Annotated in this window: 18 protein-coding genes; 9 read left to right on the plus strand and 9 right to left on the minus strand. The window is 43.0% G+C overall.

All coding sequences use genetic code 11. The features are described 5' to 3' along the window. Positions 1 to 404 precede the first annotated feature (404 nt). Positions 405 to 581 (minus strand): hypothetical protein, encoded by a 177-nt coding sequence (locus QNI15_RS35240; RefSeq protein ID WP_314036557.1) that lies wholly within the window; start codon positions 579 to 581, stop codon positions 405 to 407. 70 nt (positions 582 to 651) lie between these two features. On the opposite strand from QNI15_RS35240, the gene QNI15_RS35245 reads away from it, so the two are divergent. Together QNI15_RS35245 and QNI15_RS35250 are read left to right on the plus strand one after the other, a co-directional pair. Further along, the gene (locus QNI15_RS35245; RefSeq protein WP_314036559.1) at positions 652 to 975 is read left to right on the plus strand and encodes a hypothetical protein; all 324 of its coding nucleotides are present in this window, start codon (positions 652 to 654) and stop codon (positions 973 to 975) included. A 550-nt stretch (positions 976 to 1,525) separates the two neighbouring features. After that, positions 1,526 to 1,870, plus strand: coding sequence for a helix-turn-helix domain-containing protein (locus QNI15_RS35250; protein WP_314036561.1), 345 nt, complete (start codon positions 1,526 to 1,528; stop codon positions 1,868 to 1,870). 113 nt (positions 1,871 to 1,983) lie between these two features. Here the strand turns inward: QNI15_RS35250 and QNI15_RS35255 are convergent, their stop codons facing one another. Further along, positions 1,984 to 5,538 (minus strand): DUF7619 domain-containing protein, encoded by a 3,555-nt coding sequence (locus tag QNI15_RS35255; protein ID WP_314036563.1) that lies wholly within the window; start codon positions 5,536 to 5,538, stop codon positions 1,984 to 1,986. Between the two features lie 474 nt (positions 5,539 to 6,012). Between QNI15_RS35255 and QNI15_RS35260 the strand changes: the two genes are divergently transcribed. After that, positions 6,013 to 6,429, plus strand: coding sequence for a hypothetical protein (locus QNI15_RS35260; protein WP_314036565.1), 417 nt, complete (start codon positions 6,013 to 6,015; stop codon positions 6,427 to 6,429). A gap of 136 nt (positions 6,430 to 6,565) precedes the next feature. Then, positions 6,566 to 6,820: a hypothetical protein gene (locus QNI15_RS35265; protein WP_314036567.1), complete on the plus strand. Its 255-nt coding sequence runs from the start codon at positions 6,566 to 6,568 to the stop codon at positions 6,818 to 6,820. 38 nt (positions 6,821 to 6,858) lie between these two features. On the opposite strand, the gene QNI15_RS35270 is transcribed toward QNI15_RS35265, so the two are convergent. Continuing rightward, the gene (locus QNI15_RS35270; protein ID WP_314036569.1) at positions 6,859 to 6,987 is read right to left on the minus strand and encodes a hypothetical protein; all 129 of its coding nucleotides are present in this window, start codon (positions 6,985 to 6,987) and stop codon (positions 6,859 to 6,861) included. Positions 6,988 to 7,221: 234 nt separating this feature from the next. On the opposite strand from QNI15_RS35270, the gene QNI15_RS35275 reads away from it, so the two are divergent. Continuing rightward, on the plus strand, positions 7,222 to 7,407 hold the full coding sequence (locus tag QNI15_RS35275; protein ID WP_313981155.1) for a hypothetical protein: 186 nt from the start codon (positions 7,222 to 7,224) through the stop codon (positions 7,405 to 7,407). Between the two features lie 158 nt (positions 7,408 to 7,565). Then, positions 7,566 to 8,057, plus strand: coding sequence for an N-acetylmuramoyl-L-alanine amidase (locus tag QNI15_RS35280; RefSeq protein ID WP_314036571.1), 492 nt, complete (start codon positions 7,566 to 7,568; stop codon positions 8,055 to 8,057). Between the two features lie 32 nt (positions 8,058 to 8,089). On the opposite strand, the gene QNI15_RS35285 is transcribed toward QNI15_RS35280, so the two are convergent. Then, positions 8,090 to 9,058: an aldo/keto reductase gene (locus tag QNI15_RS35285; protein WP_314036572.1), complete on the minus strand. Its 969-nt coding sequence runs from the start codon at positions 9,056 to 9,058 to the stop codon at positions 8,090 to 8,092. Positions 9,059 to 9,167: 109 nt separating this feature from the next. Between QNI15_RS35285 and QNI15_RS35290 the strand changes: the two genes are divergently transcribed. Together QNI15_RS35290 and QNI15_RS35295 are read left to right on the plus strand one after the other, a co-directional pair. After that, complete coding sequence (locus QNI15_RS35290; protein WP_313991915.1) at positions 9,168 to 9,527, plus strand: winged helix-turn-helix transcriptional regulator; 360 nt, start codon at positions 9,168 to 9,170, stop codon at positions 9,525 to 9,527. A 51-nt stretch (positions 9,528 to 9,578) separates the two neighbouring features. Beyond that, entirely contained in the window at positions 9,579 to 10,385 is an 807-nt protein-coding gene (locus QNI15_RS35295) for an alpha/beta fold hydrolase (RefSeq protein WP_314036574.1), read from the plus strand. A gap of 92 nt (positions 10,386 to 10,477) precedes the next feature. Here QNI15_RS35295 and QNI15_RS35300 read toward each other — a convergent pair whose 3' ends face one another. From QNI15_RS35300 to nudC, 5 genes are all read right to left on the minus strand, one after another. After that, on the minus strand, positions 10,478 to 11,200 hold the full coding sequence (locus QNI15_RS35300; RefSeq protein WP_314036576.1) for a hypothetical protein: 723 nt from the start codon (positions 11,198 to 11,200) through the stop codon (positions 10,478 to 10,480). Between the two features lie 163 nt (positions 11,201 to 11,363). Next, complete coding sequence (locus tag QNI15_RS35305) at positions 11,364 to 11,942, minus strand: hypothetical protein (RefSeq protein ID WP_314036578.1); 579 nt, start codon at positions 11,940 to 11,942, stop codon at positions 11,364 to 11,366. Positions 11,943 to 11,952: 10 nt separating this feature from the next. Beyond that, positions 11,953 to 12,234: a hypothetical protein gene (locus QNI15_RS35310; protein ID WP_314036580.1), complete on the minus strand. Its 282-nt coding sequence runs from the start codon at positions 12,232 to 12,234 to the stop codon at positions 11,953 to 11,955. Positions 12,235 to 12,399: 165 nt separating this feature from the next. Continuing rightward, the gene (locus QNI15_RS35315) at positions 12,400 to 12,750 is read right to left on the minus strand and encodes a hypothetical protein (RefSeq protein WP_314036582.1); all 351 of its coding nucleotides are present in this window, start codon (positions 12,748 to 12,750) and stop codon (positions 12,400 to 12,402) included. Positions 12,751 to 12,796: 46 nt separating this feature from the next. Next, positions 12,797 to 13,753, minus strand: a complete 957-nt coding sequence (gene nudC, locus QNI15_RS35320) for an NAD(+) diphosphatase (RefSeq protein ID WP_314036584.1) — start codon at positions 13,751 to 13,753, stop codon at positions 12,797 to 12,799. Between the two features lie 534 nt (positions 13,754 to 14,287). On the opposite strand from nudC, the gene QNI15_RS35325 reads away from it, so the two are divergent. Beyond that, entirely contained in the window at positions 14,288 to 16,696 is a 2,409-nt protein-coding gene (locus QNI15_RS35325) for a S9 family peptidase (protein WP_314036586.1), read from the plus strand. The last annotated feature ends 144 nt before the right edge of the window (positions 16,697 to 16,840 follow it).

The raw sequence follows: 16,840 nt of genomic DNA on the forward strand, positions 1-16,840 counted from the left end.
ATAGGAGCAGAAAGGGTTAGTATATACTATATTTAGTATTTTCTTTTTATATTATATATATAACACACGTAGTATAGAAAATATTCTTACCCCTTCTTACCCTAACTGATTATCAGGCTTTTACATCTGACCCGCAACCGACCCGCTTCTTACCCTTCTGACCCGCATGTAATAGCCTCATTTTCAGAAAATTAATCCTACACACATATGCAACCAAGATATTACCCTAGCCCAATGAACCTCGTTTGCAACATTCCGATACCGTGTTTGATGCAGACCCGATGTGGATTCATCTGAAATGGTTATTTCATAAACCTGGTCTCTCGGTTGGGAATGTGGGCGGGGGTAAACCCCGCCCCTACATCGGGTCGGCATCATCCTAATCGTTCGGAGGGGAATCGCCCCTACAGAATCCGATTAATACAAACATGGTTTGTGGGAATCCGAACCCATGTAGGGGCAGGGCTTGCCCCTGCCCTGTTTCCCAACTCGAATGTTTGGGTTAATGGAATAATGTAGGGGCGAACCCATGTGTTCGCCCGGTTTCGTGCAAACCCTGCCTGGGATTTGTAAACCATCATTGTGAAATGTAGGGGCGACTGGCGGTCGCCCCTACATTTCACAAACCCTGTCTGAATTTATTCGGAATGGTTGTTTGATAAATCGAATCATTCGCGTGGGGAATGTGGGCGAACACATAGGTTCGCCCCTACAATATCCGATTCTCACAAATCGTGTCTGGGATTAATCCGGAATGGTTATTTCATAAACCTGGCCGGTCGGTTGGGAATGTGGGCGGGGGTAAACCCCGCCCCTACATCGGGTCGGCATCATCCTAATCGTTCGGAGGGGAATCGCCCCTACAGAATCCGATTAATACAAACATGGTTTGTGGGAATCCGAACCCATGTAGGGGCAGGGCTTGCCCCTGCCCTGTTTCCCAACTCGAATGTTTGGGTTAATGGAATAATGTAGGGGCGAACCCATGTGTTCGCCCGGTTTCGTGCAAACCCTGCCTGGGATTTGTAAACCATCATTGTGAAATGTAGGGGCGACTGGCGGTCGCCCCTACATTTCACAAACCCTGTCTGAATTTATTCGGAATGGTTGTTTGATAAATCGAATCATTCGCGTGGGGAATGTGGGCGAACACATAGGTTCGCCCCTACAATATCCGATTCTCACAAATCGTGTCTGGGATTAATCCGGAATGGTTATTTCATAAACCTGGCCGGTCGGGTGGGAACGGTCGGGCGGGGGTAAACCCCGCCCCTACATTGGTTCGGAATATCATAAACGCGGTTTGCGCCAACCAGGGCGAATCACAGCAGGTCGTGACAGGCACGTGGGTTCGCCCCTACATTGCCGTAATAATCCGGACAGGGTTTGAAGGAATAATCAACATCAGAGTTCTGATAATTTTCTGAGTGAAATCCCTACATTCAGACAAAACAACATTCAATATTATGATAACAAATCAAAAAGATCAGAATACTGATGGTCTTACACATCTATCAGAGATCTGATGAAAACAATTCACTATCAGAAATCTGATAACTGGCTATGGACTATCAGAACGCTGATTACAACACATAAAACTATTTTCACATTTAATTTTTCATCCATGAGTTTACAAGCAATCAGTCAACGCATTCATCATATTCGTACCGAAGTACTCCATTTGCCTCAACAGGATTTTGCCCAACGTATGGGCATGAAACAAAACAACATGTCTGGTATCGAGAAAGGACAATGGCTTCCCTCCTGTTTCTTTCTGTGGGCGTTACACACAACCTATCAGATTAACCTGCACTGGTTACTAACAGGCGAAGGAGAACCGCTGTGTCAATCAGATGGAGTTCAGAAATGAAAGAAGTGTCTACAAGCAAAACAGCGCATAGGATATAAACCTGTGCGCTGTTTGAGTATATTCAATCTGATTAATATGTAAAATCAACAACTATAAAGTCTGAGAAATCATGCCTACTGTAAAACCACTCTCTGTATAGAAGTACCCTTGTTGGTCTGAATATGGATCAGATACATTCCTTTGGGCTTAGCCTGCATAGTCAGTTGCACAGCCTGACTGTCTGTTGAGGATAGACTTACGGTCTGTGACTCACCAAGCAAACTATATATCTTAACCTGCTCAATACGCACAGAGGCATCTACCGACTGTATCCACACCTGGCTCTGAGTAGGATTCGGATACAAGCTCAGCTTGCCTTTCAGGGCATCCGGTTCAGAAGCCATTACCTTATCTATAATAGAATCGCTCAGCTGATTGGCCGGGTTGATTACCTTAGGCACATCATACAGCACATTGGTAGTAGTATTGGTACGTACAGGATCATTATAATCAAAAAAGATATCTGCAAAGTTTTCAATCCCTGTCTTCTCTGGCAAGTCTGCTTTTGGCTTGATGGAAAACTGAATAAATCCATTACTACCAGCCTGATCACGGGTGCTATCGGGCAGGTTAATATCCGCAAACGTCCATTTCAATACAGGTTTACCTTTACCGCTTACCTTCAAAGAATAATTATGAGATGCACTTCCCATTTTCAGAGTAGCCACATCCAGATCGTCTGACAAAGTATCAACTACCACAACGGTATAGGCATAATCAGTCCCGGTATTCTGAAAACGAATCGTATACTTTAATTCAGAACCTGTTGGTGTATAATGGTCATCAGGCGTACCAGCAGGACTTACCAGCTTATCATTAGGGTCATATGAATCTACAATCGGCAGACATTGAATAGCTACTTCAGGCTCTGCATCATCTTGAGGTAACACATCCACAAAACCTTTACTCACTACATCACCGCTAGAGGCTACACAGCCTTCAATCGTCAGGTTGGTTTGAGATTTACGGGGGTGATCTGGCCGCTGGTCTGCTTCCAAACGAACCGTTTTGCCATTAGCAGGAACATTCAGTACCAGGCTATCGCCTTTAACCAACTTGTACCCTTTACGAAACGAAAGCCGGGCATCGAGCAAAATACGGAACTCGGCACTGTCAGCCATTGACAGTCCTATGTTTTTAATCACCATACGCACTTTCCCATTCTCCACACATTTACCTGTAAGTACGATGTCAGAGTTATCCCACTGAGAGCCTTCTGGTAAGGTATATTCATTGGAAGGTGTAATCCAGGCTTTGGTACAGGCAGTAAGGCCTCTGGCACTGGCAACACAAGCTACTGAATCGATAATCTGAATAGACTGGAAATCATTGGATTTTAATGTATCTATGGTAAAGATATAGTTAGAGTCCCGATCTATTACATACGACAGACTTGCAGACTTTAACATTACATGTTGAGGCATTTTTACATACACTTTTACATTGTATGCATCTGCATAACCAGTATTGGAATAACTGACTATAGTCCGATTGGTAAAACAACGACGTCGACGATCTGAATTGACCTGTAAGGTGAGATAGGGCACTGCGGTTGCTTTATTTGCAAAGTTAACATTGCTCACACTGTCACCTATGCTTTTAAGGACAATTTTCGGAGAAATATTGTCTGTCGGACATGTCGGCTTCACCATGGCTCGCATAGCAGGGTCTATCACCTGACTAACTGTATAAGTACCAGTATCTACAGCAATGCGATATTTTCCATTAGCATCCGTACGACCATAATATTCCCCTGGCCGAGCAACTACTATAAGGTTAGAAAGTGATTTATCAGTATCATCCAGAGTACAATTCTGGTTTTCGTCAGCAAACGCACTTCCAGAAATAATAGTCTCAGGACGGGTGGTGTTCACAGAATATTTAAGCACCCCAAAAAAGGTACTACAATATAAAGTACCAAACCGATCAAAAGCAAGCCTTCCCGTAATGGGCGTATAGGGAGAGTCTCCAATAGGAACATTTTTTATTGCAGATAAGAAACGTCCGGAAGGATCAAATTTCTGGATAGAATAATTTCGGATGTCTGATACCCAGATATTACCTTGTGCATCAATAGCTAAGCCAGCAGGAACCAGAAACTGCCCATCTCCTGTTCCTAACTTTCCAAATCTCATCGCAACTTTACCAGTTGAATCAAACTTTATTACTTGACCGTCACCATGATAAACTGTCCAGATATTTTTCTGATTATCCGTAGCTAGAAGAGACGGCATGTTTACAGAATATGGCCAAAATGGGACACCTGGTTTTGGTAGAAAGTTTCCATTAAGATCAATATTCTGAATTGAAAAACTACCTGAAACCAGAATATTTCCATTCTTGTCCAAAGCCATCCCTGTTGCATTGGCAAATTGAGTATAATTACCAACCTTCAGTAAAAAACGACCTGATGGATCGAACTTCTGGACTCGGCTATTACCGCTTTCAGCTACCCAGATATTACCTATACTATCAACAACAATATCTGTGGGGTCATTGAACCTGCCATCTCCAGAACCATATTGACCAAATGTCATCACTAAATCTCCATTAGGATCAAATTTCTGGATCTGATCGCTGGCTGTAAGGGCAATATATATATATCCCTGCTTATCTATAGTCAATCCCACAGGACAAGAACCAACATTTACATGTTTTCCAAAAATAGTAAGCAACTTTCCAGTAGTATCAAATTTCTGAACCCGTCCATTACCAGTATCCATCACCCAGAGATTTCCATGTATATCCTGTGCAATTCCATTGGGGTTTTTAAACTTGCCATCGGTAGTTCCTGTTCCTCCTATTTTCATAAGAAAGTGTCCTGTAGAATCAAACTTCTGGATACGATTGTTAACTTGATCAACTACCCAGACATTTCCTCGTTTGTCCAGCGTTATATCAGTAGGCTCAAGCAATTCACCATCATTTCCTCCTTTAGCTATTCTACCTATCTGCCTCAGAAAGCGACCAGTACTATCAAATTTCTGAACGCTCTTACCTTGGTCAACTATCCAGATATTTGCTTGATTATCTAATGTAAAATCAACTATTCTAGAAATTTTTCCTTGTTCTAATGCTTCCTTACCAAAACTCATCACATAATTCCCAGTGGTATCGAACTTATGAATACTGGCAAAATCAGCAATCCAAAGATTCCATTTTCCATCTACAGCAATTCCCTTCATATCATTTAATTCTCCTACCCCTTCAGCATGAGGATAAGTGATTTTTTTTAGTAAATTTCCATTGGAATCAAACTTCCATATAATATTGTGATCAATAACCCAGATGTTATCCTGTACATCTACTGTTATATCCGTAATATCTCCAAATCCTTGACTTTGAATAGTGTGATTCCAGTTATCCCATACAAGAGGCTTGCCAATTACCAACACAATTTTTCCTTTCTGATTCAACTTTAAAATATGTCCAAAGCCTGTAGTTACATACATATAACCCTTTTTATCAAATGCCATCTTTTTCCCCCTATAGAGACTAAGATCACTTGCCATGCCACTCATAGTATACTGCTGTCCTCTAGCCATATTACAAAGCAGCGTTGTGATTAATAAAAGGACTGTCGTCAGATATAAGCGTAAAGTTTTTTGAATGTGTAAAGTTTTTTTCATGGATATAAATAAGAACTATTAGTTACTAAAGGTCAGCATTATTTTAGTGGTTACTTTCTCATACCATAGAATTACTACAGAAAAGAAGCCTAAAACTACACAAACCTCTGATTTATAACCATACCATCTCTTAAATTAATTTCTTTACAAATGTTTGTTCTTAATCAATCGGCTAACTTTCAATCTAGCACCTAGATAAATCAAGTATTTCATCAATGAATAGTAGCCATTTTTTTTATTCTCAACTCAAGGGTAATCAACTGATAATCAAATCCAATCAGACTTCTGATAATCAGAAATCTGATTGGATTTGCATGGCTATAATGCCGATCTTTGTATCACGAAATCGGTCAGAAAAGGGGCTTACAAACCCTGCCTGCAAGTGATCCAGGACCCTTGTCAGCAGCCCAACCAACGCCCCACTCTACCGACCCTTTGTATGCTACTATTTCCACATCAAACCAAACAAAACCAATGGCATTAACATTAGCATTACTCACCTCACGCACAGACTGCGACAAAGTCCTTGACGAATTAAGCGACCTGAAAAGCGATCTGGAATACAAGCAAATCTCCCTGACACGCAGCCGCGGAAACGCTGCTGACCGGGCCTCCGACATCGAAGCCACCCTGGCATCCGCTGAAGCCGAAGTAGACTCCCTGACTTCTATCATCGCCGTATTGCCGGAAGGCTCTACCAAAACCGAGATGGAAAACCGCAAGGTGAAAGCCGAATATAAGCTCTTCACAGCCCAACAACGCAAACTGCAATACGGTACTACAGCGGTGGTTTTATACGAATCGGAACTGGATGAGGTAGAACAACGCCTGTCGGTTATAGATGGCTCCATGTCTACCATCACTACACACAAGGCAACGCTACCAGCCTAATAATCGGAAGCATAGGTCCTACATAGTAGAAGGTTTAGGTGAGAAGCAGTAGACTTTTAGTCTGCTGTTTCTTTTTTCAAAGAGCCATTTGCCCTGACTGCTTTATCTCGCTCACTTATTTCACTAACACTATAGCATGCCACTACGACTTTTACTAAGCGCCCTGTGTTTCGTCTTCGGTCTGGCTACTGGGATCTTTACCGAACACAGACTCAACCCTGCAGAGGTATACGAATGTGAGACAATAGACTACGCACAGATAGAGTCCATCGTAGCCAGACAGGTAGCAGCTCACCCGATTCAACCTCTGGACGTAGAGAAGATCAAACATGTGAAGAATTTCACCTATGCACCTATATTCCAGATCCGGGACACCTGTAAAGGACCGTAGATGATTTCTGTAGGGGTAAATGACGATCACCCAGTTTCCTAACAACAATGATTTCGATATCCTGTAGGGGCGATTGGCAGATCGCCCAGACGTTTCCCACCCGAATGATTAGGTTTATGCCGAACCAATGTAGGGGCTGGGCTTGCCCCTGCCCAGTTTCCCAACATGCATGTTTGTGATATTCCGACAATCCATTTATCTCATTCCTGTCTATGACAAATTCAGAATCGTGTTTCTAAAACCTAATAGATCGGGTAGGAATGTGGGCGGGGGTAAACCCCGCCCCTACAGGATCGGAAATGCACAAACGCGGTTTGCAACAAACAGGGCGAATCACGCCATGTCGTGACAGGCACATGGGTTCGCCCCTACACATTCTAATAACCTAACCACAAAACCACATGGCAAAATCAATATACGATTACATCCAGTTCGTCTTAGACAACTGGAAAACCTCAACCCTGGGTTTATTCACATTTTCAGGATACATTCTCTGGCTGATGAATCGCATCGACACACAATCGTTCGTTTCACTGCTAGCCTTTATTTCAACAGTAGGTTTCTTCTCCATGAGAGACCCTAAATAACACAACAGGACGGATTCACAACCCGTCGTTCCCGTCGTTGGTGTTATCACCAACGACCCTGTGTCCCACCGTTCAGGTTGGTGATAACACACAACCTGGGGAAGAGCACAACGGATTCACACCTCGTCCTGTTCACTTTCACCACACATAACAAACCCATGCACTTCCAATACCTGATCATCCACTGCACTGCAACCCCCGCCGGACGCTGGGTTTCCCCAGAAGACGTTAAACGCTGGCATACTGCCCCCAAACCCTACGGCAACGGCTGGAAACAAGTAGGCTATTCCGACCTGATCTTACTGGACGGCTCCCGTCACCAGTTCGTCAAGCATAACAATGACCAGATCATAGACTCGTTCGAGATCACCAACGGAGTAGCAGGCATCAACTCCATCTCGCGCCACCTATGCTACGTAGGCGGACTGGACAAAACCTTTCACCAAGCCCAGGACACCCGCACGCCTCAGCAAATCGAAACCATGCTAACGATCATCCAGGAAGTACTCGCCTATGCGCCTACTATCAAGATTGCCGGACATAATCAATTCGCCAGTAAAGCCTGTCCCAGCTTCTTCGTGCCCGAATGGCTGAGGATGGTAGGTATCGCGGAACGGAATATAGAGGGACGTAAATCAGTGAAAATCTGATGCTAAACACTATCTGCTACTTATAAATGATCTCACCATTTTTTCTGTACTGTAGCAAGCAAATCATGTGGATAGCCCATCGCAATGGCACTAATCTCGTCCAGGCGTCTTATCTGGTCAGCCTCGAGGCGAATAGCTACCGCCGTCAAACCCGCTTCAAGATGCCCCAGTGTCCGAGCCCCAATGATTGGAAATACATCTTTACTCAACACCCATGCCAATGCTATCTGTCCCGGAGTAGCGTTCAACTCTCTGGCAATCAGTTCCAGTTCATCAATTACAGTTTTCGTTCGTTCATCTTCATGATACCCATCTGCTGCAGAGAGTGTCAGTCGCCCGGAGGCTCCCTGCCGGTATTTCGCAGTCAATAATCCACCTGCCAACGGAGAATAACACATCATACCCAAGCCAAAGTGTTTTGCCATGGCAGTTAACTCACGTTCTGGTGCTCTTTGCAAGAGGTTATATTCGATCTGCATGGCTGTGAGCGGTATCACAGCCGCAATAGCCGCTGCTTTCCAGGCAGGGAAGTTTGCCAGGCCTGTGTACAAAACTTTACCAGAGGCAACCAGATCTTCCAGACCACGGGCAATCTCTTCCAACGGCGTTATCCCATCATCAAAATGGGGTATGTAAATGTCTATGTAGTCTGTTCTCAAGCGTTTTAAGCTGCCCTCTATTGCCTGACGCATGGCTTTGCGATGGTTACCCGTATTAGCCAGTGACGGCTCGGGGTGACTGCTTCGGGTGTACTTAGAGCATAGAATAAAATCGTGTCGTTTATGCTCCGTAAACCTGCCAACAATCTCTTCTGCTTCGCCAAACTGATAAGTATCAGAGACATCGATAAAGTTTCCTCCGGCATCGACATAGGCCGAGAGTATTTGAAGTGCGTCTTGTGGAGTAGAGCCATAACCCCGGCGATTGCCCAGGTTTGAGCCTCCCATAATAAGTTCACTAGCTGGTAAACCTGTCTGTGTTCCGAATAATTTATGTTTCATGAAGCAAAGGAATACAGCAGGCAAAGCATAATCAAGTATGGCTAAATTCAGCCGTATCAAATAAATCTGTAGATAACGTATATTTGTCTACCAACTTATAGTTACTAGAATGTACGAGAGAAAATTACCTGTTGAAACAGAATGTGGCCTTCACCTGTTTATGGAAGTGATGAACGGAAAATGGAAGATTAACCTCATCAGGTGCATTCACTCAGGCATCAGACGACCCGGCGAACTGCAGCGCAAAATTCCCAAAGCATCACGGAGATTATTAGATACGCAATTAACCCAACTGGTGGAGCATGGCATCCTTTCCAAAACCAGTTTTGATCAATTGCCTTTAAAGGTAGAATATAACCTCACCCCACTGGGTGAAACATTAGTACCCATCATTGAGCTGACAGCAAAATGGGGTGAAGACCATCGCAGTGTACTAGAACCACTATTTATCAACGAGAACTTAAAATAGCCTAACATACATACTGATTTATTACCAACAACTGAGCAGACTACCCATACCATGACAACTACAAGAACCGACACCCTGACCTTCAAAAGCGATTATTCGGATGTAAATGGCCTGAAAATGTATTATGAAATATACGGAGAAGGCAAGCCATTGGTACTTATTCATGGGGGCGGATCTACTATTCAGACTACCTTTGGCCGCGTTATTCCTCTGCTGGCACCACACCGAAAACTTATCGCGGTAGAACTACAAGCCCATGGACGTACAAGCGACCGTGAAAACGAGCTTTCGTTCGAACAGGACGCGGATGATGTGGCTCTTCTGTTACAAAATCTGAACATTCCAAAGGCCGACATCTTTGGCTTTAGCAATGGGGGTACAACTGCCCTGCAAATCGCTATTCGTCATCCCGAACAAGTCGATAAAGTCATAGCAGCCTCTGCACTCAGCAAACGAAGTGGGGTACCTTCTGCATTCTGGGATTTTATGAGCCAGGCCAGGCTCGACAACATGCCCGAACAGCTACAGCAAGCCTACAAAGAGGTGGCTTCAGATCCTGAGGGGCTACAAACCATGCACGACAAGGACGCCAGGCGGATGGTTACTTTTAAAGATATTCCTGATGCACAAATCCAATCCATTAAAGCTCCTACCCTACTCATAATCGGCGACAAGGATGTGATTACACAGGAACACGCCACCGAAATGCATCGACTAATCCCCAACTCGCAGCTAGCCATAATCCCCGGCGGACACGGTGAATACATAGGAGAGATAACCACACTTAAACCAGATACCCAGGACAGTGACTTCGTAATTCCGCTGATCGAGAATTTCCTTCAAAAAGAAAACGGATAACCATACGAAGCCTTTAAGTAGATCATACCTATACACTGTTTACGAAAAAGGTCCGGACAGAAATCCAGGCCTTTTTCATAGCATATGTACAACTACTTATTAGGTATCCTGTCAATATTCTCCAAATCCTCTTCTGTTAGTCCTGTGCCATCTGTAATGCTCCACAACGCATCCTGCACATAGCTTTCTGTTTCATAAAACTTTGTCTTATCAGAATAGGCACTATACAGAATCTTTTTATCAGAGAGCTTATCCAGTAAATCTTTTATCAAGGCAGAAGAGGTAACAGGACCTAGTATAAACTCTGCCTCACTGTTGGCCGGATCTTTCATGATATTCAGACAGGATAGCATAAGAGTAGCCTGGCATTGTCCATTGCTGCTACCCCCATTATCCGGATTACCTGATTTCGCAGGAATGGTTACAATAACCTTTTCAAGTAATATGCCATGCTGGTAATCTCCAGACAAAGAGATGATGATCAAGCCAGCCGGAAACTCAATGGTGATAGGTACAGTCGTTGTGTTTTCAAGCGGAAGGCTTACCGTCACATAATGACCCGCACCATCGACAATACAGCTCTCACCGTCATAAATGTAATCGTCGCCTACAATAGAGCCTGTTAGCTTTATGCCGGCAGGCAGTTTAAATTCTGTTCCTTCGGGTATGCCCTCTTCCTCTCCTAAACCGGGTATGTGGCCAGGTCGCTCCTGCTGAGAAGGCGCAGGTTCGCTGGTGTTATCTTTTTTACAGGCTGATAAACAGAATACGATCAGGCAAAATAGAATAGAAGTGGTCCGTTGTATAGTTTTCATAGTAGCTTTACGAAAAAGTGTGATAGTTTTCCAAACATACGGCAGGCATGCTGGACAGACTACACAGAGCTGTTGAAATGCTACATACGATCACTGAAATGGAACTTTACCCAACTGAGTTGTGTGGCTAGGAGCAGGAATTCTGAAGTGTCTACAAAGGAATTTATCTTTTCTTCTTCGTGTAACTACCACCAATAAGCTGAAACCGGTTATTGATAATTTTATAGGTATACACAGCTGTATCTTTGTCTATGTCAATCTTATTACACATCTCATCTTCACAAAATGGTTTTCGGTACACAGATGAAATCGTATAGGTGTGATTGTCTTCTTTATAAAAGGAAAGAACAGGGTCTGCTGAAGCTATTCTGAGTTTTGATACTACTTGATTTTCTTTGACATCATAGATACATAAGTACACATCCCTCCAGTTTATTAACAAATTTGTAAACCGATAAGATGCCATATAAAAGTCCATAAATGATATAAGATAGTGGCGGTCATTTAGTTTTTCTTTATAACCATAAAAATAACGATGATTCACATTATATAGAGGTTCATTCACTTCATTTGTGGCCATTACTATTTCCAGATCCTGTTTGTTGACCTGTTTTGTATAAAAAAAAGCTGATTTTGTTTTCTCTCCTCTTTCAGTAAAATGCTTTAGAAAAGCAGGATCTGTTTTTTTACAGGAAATCAGTCCTGTTACAAGAAATATAAGAACTAGTATATGTTTGATCATTATTTAATTTTTAAGAAAAGCACATCCCCAATATAAAACCACCACTTATCAAAAGATGCAATACCAGTGATGGTACACGCGTTTTTTGGCCATAGGCTACCTGAAAAAAATTTTTGATACACAGCACTACACTTCCAATAATACCAAATAGAATAGCCATAAAATCCGCTCCGGGTCCACAAACGCTACTAGGAGCAGAGTTGTTTCCTAAAAATACAAACCCTAGTACAAGCACATAAAACAAGAAGCTGAAAGCGAGTCTGATAAGCGTTTTTCGGGTAATGTCTGTCATAGATATTTATGCTAAAATCTTCTCAAGATAACATCCTGCCCTATTCAATACAAATAGCAAAGCGAAGTCTTCTGTATAGTAGTAACGTAAGGGGACTACGCTTTTAGTAGATAGAGATGACATAAGCTACATGGTTCTTTCCTTATCCAACACCCAGATCAGAGCCTATATCTGATACAAAGCTCCCAATACTTTATCAAAGGATTCATTAATAAATATGATATACTGTTTTCCTTTGGTAGAAAGTCCTACCAGGTACATAGAGTCGTTAGTTTCTTTATAGACCTCCAGTTCTTGTATTAATTCTTCATACCCATGCACCTCATGATTAGGCTGAGGATACATCTGATAAAAGGTGAATCGTCCCCTATACGTCATAAAAATATGTTCCGAATCCGCTTTGATGAGTGATTTCAGGGCATACTCGTTTGAAAGAAGTATATCTGCAAAAAGTGTCTCCTCTTTTAGTAGAGCGATGATTCGTTTCTGTAACTCTTTATCATGAGAGATATTCATTTCTGATTCTGAGTAAATGCAGTGTTTTTCTCTATACTATGGTAATTTACTTAATCTGAGACAGTTTGCCTTTATTTTTCTTTCGGAACCAGTCGTCAATCAGCCGATAGGAGATCGATACCGGACGGGGCAGCTTAATGGATTTGTCTTTTATTTTTTCGATCAGTTCCTGTCGGGTAAGCCAGCAAGCCTTTTCAATTTCGCGCTGGTCGAGAGTATACTCCATACTAGTAGCTTCTGCTGTAAAGCCAACCATAATAGACGCTGGAAAAGGCCAGGGCTGTGAGGAGTGGTATTTGATGTTTGTCAGAGTCAGACCTGTCTCTTCCTTCACCTCTCTGGCTACTGCATCTTCCAGACTTTCACCTGGTTCCAGAAAACCTGCTACCGTAGCATACATTCCCTCCGGCCAGATAGGCTGCCGTACCAGCAAACACCGATCCTGATAGGTAATGCGCACAATAATAGCTGAATCCGTTCGTGGAAAATGCTTCAGATCACAAGCCGGATTCGTACACTGTCGAACATGACCTGCTTCAATGCTGATGGTTTTATTACCACATCGGCCACAATACTGATGTGTACGATGCCAGTGTATCATGGCCCGTGCATAAGCAAGCAGATTACCTTCTTCCTGGCCGAGCAAGGCACCTGTTTCGCGTAAGTCCTTAAATACCAGGCTGTCCCCAAAAAGCTCTTCTGTCACAATCGTATCAGGCAGGGCAAACGCAAAATAAGGAATCTCTTCCAGCATACCCAGAAACACAAACTCTGCTCCTTCGTTTAGCAATCGGTCTGTTTCTTCCTTCGACAGAAAAGCTGGCTGCAAAGGGTCATTCATCGCAAACAGATTCTGATTTTTCCAGAGTGGAATAAACCGGGCTGTGGGAGCTGTCAGAATAGTATGGATGTGCTGCTCATCCAGTCGGGATTCTGAAAACCGGTGTAACGTACCGGTAGAAAACATATTTTTAATAGATCCGGAAGTGCGGTTGCCTGACATAGTATAAAGCTAACCGAGAGACGCTTTAAAAAGTTTATATATGAGGAAAGCAAGGAAAATATAAAGAAAACACACTCTCTCTTTTTCCTTTTTTCCCTCTCTTCCTGGAAGAGTCTCTCCCCTCACTGTCCTTCTGAAAGAAATTTTTGACAAATAGAGCCATTTTTGGCTTATAAGAAAATAACTATACTCTAGGAACAGAGACCGCTGGTCTTGCCACATCTGTCCCGTCGTAGCAGGAAGATCCTTACAGAAGGCCAGAAAGTGGGGGTGACAGAAAATAGAAATGGATATTCAGGTATTTAGATTGAAAAGATATAAAAAACAAAATAAGCTGCCAAATATGCATTCTGAAAGGGTAAGCGAGCGTTTGTATACACTATTGTTATCAACGAAAATGTAAAAAGACACAAAAGATTTTCTCTATAACCAGATATAAAATAGGCAACCCTCCTTATTAAATCGCTATCTTTTGCTTACTTAGTATTTCATAAACCAGTATATTCCTACACTAAAAACCTAACCCTATAAAGTATGAAAAAATATCTATCTCTCCTGGTATGGTGGATAGGGCTTCAGCTTGTTGCCCAGGATAACCTTACCTACCAAACCCCACCTAAAGCTATTGCGGATCTGATCAATGCACCTACTACTCCACGTGTCAGTATTGACACCAAGGGAAACTGGATGCTGATCATGCAGACAGCCAGTTATCCGGGAATAGCAGAGCTGGCAGAACCGGAGCTTCGTATTGCAGGCCTGCGGATCAATCCGCGTAACAATGGACCAAGCCGGATGAGTTATCTGACAGGTCTTTCGTTGAAAAACATTCGTACAGGAAAGGATGTGCCAGTAACAGGACTGCCTCAGAATCCGCTTATCTCTAATGTAAGCTGGTCACCCGATGACTCCCAGATTGCATTTTGTGTAACAGAAGGAGAAAATATCCAGTTGTATGTACTGGATGTAGCTACTGCAGCCACCCACAAAGTAACAACTACACGCATCAACAGTGTATTAACTACTCCATTTATATGGTTATCAGATAATACACATCTTCTGGTTCTGTCTGTGCCTGATACCAGAGGCGCACTACCCGAAGCTCCCAAAGTTCCCAGTGGTCCCATTGTACAGGAGAACCTCGGCAAAAAAGCCCCTTCCCGTACCTATCAGGATCTGCTGAAAAGCCCTTATGACGAAGCCTTATTTGATTATTATGCTACCACACAACTTAACAGAATCAATGTTAAAACTGCTGCTGTTGAAAAGCTGGGTAAACCTGCTCTTATTCAGAATTATCAGCCTTCTCCAGATGGAAAATATATTCTATTTCAGACCTATCACAAACCGTATTCTTATTTGGTAACAGTACGGTTATTTCCTCACAAAATAGAGCTACTGGATAGCAAGGCCAATCTGGTAAAACAACTGGCCGATGTACCACTGGCCGACAATATCCCTATTGGTTTCAGTGCTACCCGTACAGGACAACGTGAACACAGCTGGCGCAGTGATGCTCCGGCAACGCTATACTGGATTGAAGCACAGGACAATGGCGACCCTAAAAACGACGTTCCTGTCAGAGATAAAGTATTTACACTATCTGCTCCGTTTACAGGCAATGCCGACGAACTAGCCTCAACCAAACTTCGCTTTGATGGCATTCGCTGGGGAAATGAAAATCTGGCGTTAGTAAGTGAAAGCTGGTGGTCTACCCGTAAAGAGATAACCACAATCCTGAATCCTAAAACCAAAGCAACGACTGTTCTTTTTGACCGTTTGTATGAAGATACCTACAATAATCCCGGTTCGCCTGAATTAACTAAAAACCAGTATGGCCGCTATGTACTGGAAATTATAGATAATAGCTTAATCATGACCGGACAAGGTGCGTCACCGGAAGGAGATCGCCCGTTTGTCGATTTACTTAGTTTGAGCACGAAGAAAAGTACTCGCCTGTGGCGTTCTGCAGCGCCCTATTATGAAGTACCTGTAGCTATTCTGGATCTCAAAAAACAGGTATTGTTGACTCGTCGCGAATCACTGACAGAAAACCCCAACTACTTTATACGCAACCTGAAAGCCCGTATAGCCCCTATAGCTGTTACTCAGTTCGCACACCCTTATCCGCAGATGAAAGATGTACAGAAACAGTTGCTCAAATACAAACGTGCCGATGGTGTGGAACTATCCGCTACTCTATATCTGCCAGCAGGTTATAAGAAAGAAGAGGGTCCGCTGCCTACACTGATGGAAGCTTATCCTACAGAATTTAAAAGCAAAGATGCAGCCGGACAAGTAACCGGATCACCTTATCAGTTTACCTATATTTACTGGGGCTCACCTGTATTCTGGGCTACTCAGGGGTATGCTATCATGGAAAATGCCTCTATCCCGATTGTAGGAGAAGGAACTAAAGAACCCAATGACACTTATATTGAACAACTCGTTGCCGGAGCCAAAGGAGCCATTGACGAAGGAGTTCGGTTAGGTGTGGTAGATGCCAAACGTGTAGGAGTAATGGGACACTCTTATGGTGCCTTTATGACTGCCAATCTACTCTCACACAGCAATCTCTTTAAAGCAGGGATTGCCCGAAGCGGAGCTTACAACCGTACACTGACACCCTTTGGATTTCAGGCAGAAGAAAGAACCTACTGGCAGGCACCAGATGTGTATTTTAATATGTCACCATTTAGTTCTGCCGATAAAATCAAGACCCCTATACTGCTGATTCATGGAGAAGCGGATAATAATCCAGGAACTTTTCCGATTCAGAGTGAACGGTATTACAACGCCATCAAAGGCCATGGAGGCACTGCCCGTTATGTAGTGCTTCCCTATGAGAGTCATGGGTATCGTGGCAAAGAATCTATTCTTCATATGTTGTGGGAAATGGATAAATGGCTGGATACGTATGTGAAGAAAGCAGCCGTTAACTAAAAACAGACTGGATCTTGTACGATCTGCCTTTTTGAATTACCTTAACTCGTCTTCCTGTAACTATGCATGGCATACTACAGGAGGACGAGTTTTTTATGAGACCTTATTTTGAAAGAATATCATTCTATTGAAAGTTATGATTCA

Origin of the sequence: Xanthocytophaga flava, from assembly GCF_030068545.1 — a bacterium.
Lineage (GTDB): Bacteria > Bacteroidota > Bacteroidia > Cytophagales > 172606-1 > Xanthocytophaga > Xanthocytophaga flava.

Bases quoted from the DNA above. Each gene is read 5' to 3' on its own strand.
- QNI15_RS35240 (WP_314036557.1), bottom strand. From the start codon at position 581: ATGATGGTTTACAAATCCCAGGCAGGGTTTGCACGAAACCGGGCGAAC.
- QNI15_RS35250 (WP_314036561.1), top strand. From the start codon at position 1,526: ATGAAAACAATTCACTATCAGAAATCTGATAACTGGCTATGGACTATC.
- QNI15_RS35255 (WP_314036563.1), bottom strand. From the start codon at position 5,538: ATGAAAAAAACTTTACACATTCAAAAAACTTTACGCTTATATCTGACG.
- QNI15_RS35260 (WP_314036565.1), top strand. From the start codon at position 6,013: ATGGCATTAACATTAGCATTACTCACCTCACGCACAGACTGCGACAAA.
- QNI15_RS35265 (WP_314036567.1), top strand. From the start codon at position 6,566: ATGCCACTACGACTTTTACTAAGCGCCCTGTGTTTCGTCTTCGGTCTG.
- QNI15_RS35270 (WP_314036569.1), bottom strand. From the start codon at position 6,987: ATGTTGGGAAACTGGGCAGGGGCAAGCCCAGCCCCTACATTGGTTCGG.
- QNI15_RS35275 (WP_313981155.1), top strand. From the start codon at position 7,222: ATGGCAAAATCAATATACGATTACATCCAGTTCGTCTTAGACAACTGG.
- QNI15_RS35280 (WP_314036571.1), top strand. From the start codon at position 7,566: ATGCACTTCCAATACCTGATCATCCACTGCACTGCAACCCCCGCCGGA.
- QNI15_RS35285 (WP_314036572.1), bottom strand. From the start codon at position 9,058: ATGAAACATAAATTATTCGGAACACAGACAGGTTTACCAGCTAGTGAA.
- QNI15_RS35290 (WP_313991915.1), top strand. From the start codon at position 9,168: ATGTACGAGAGAAAATTACCTGTTGAAACAGAATGTGGCCTTCACCTG.
- QNI15_RS35295 (WP_314036574.1), top strand. From the start codon at position 9,579: ATGACAACTACAAGAACCGACACCCTGACCTTCAAAAGCGATTATTCG.
- QNI15_RS35300 (WP_314036576.1), bottom strand. From the start codon at position 11,200: ATGAAAACTATACAACGGACCACTTCTATTCTATTTTGCCTGATCGTA.
- QNI15_RS35305 (WP_314036578.1), bottom strand. From the start codon at position 11,942: ATGATCAAACATATACTAGTTCTTATATTTCTTGTAACAGGACTGATT.
- QNI15_RS35310 (WP_314036580.1), bottom strand. From the start codon at position 12,234: ATGACAGACATTACCCGAAAAACGCTTATCAGACTCGCTTTCAGCTTC.
- QNI15_RS35315 (WP_314036582.1), bottom strand. From the start codon at position 12,750: ATGAATATCTCTCATGATAAAGAGTTACAGAAACGAATCATCGCTCTA.
- nudC (WP_314036584.1), bottom strand. From the start codon at position 13,753: ATGTCAGGCAACCGCACTTCCGGATCTATTAAAAATATGTTTTCTACC.
- QNI15_RS35325 (WP_314036586.1), top strand. From the start codon at position 14,288: ATGAAAAAATATCTATCTCTCCTGGTATGGTGGATAGGGCTTCAGCTT.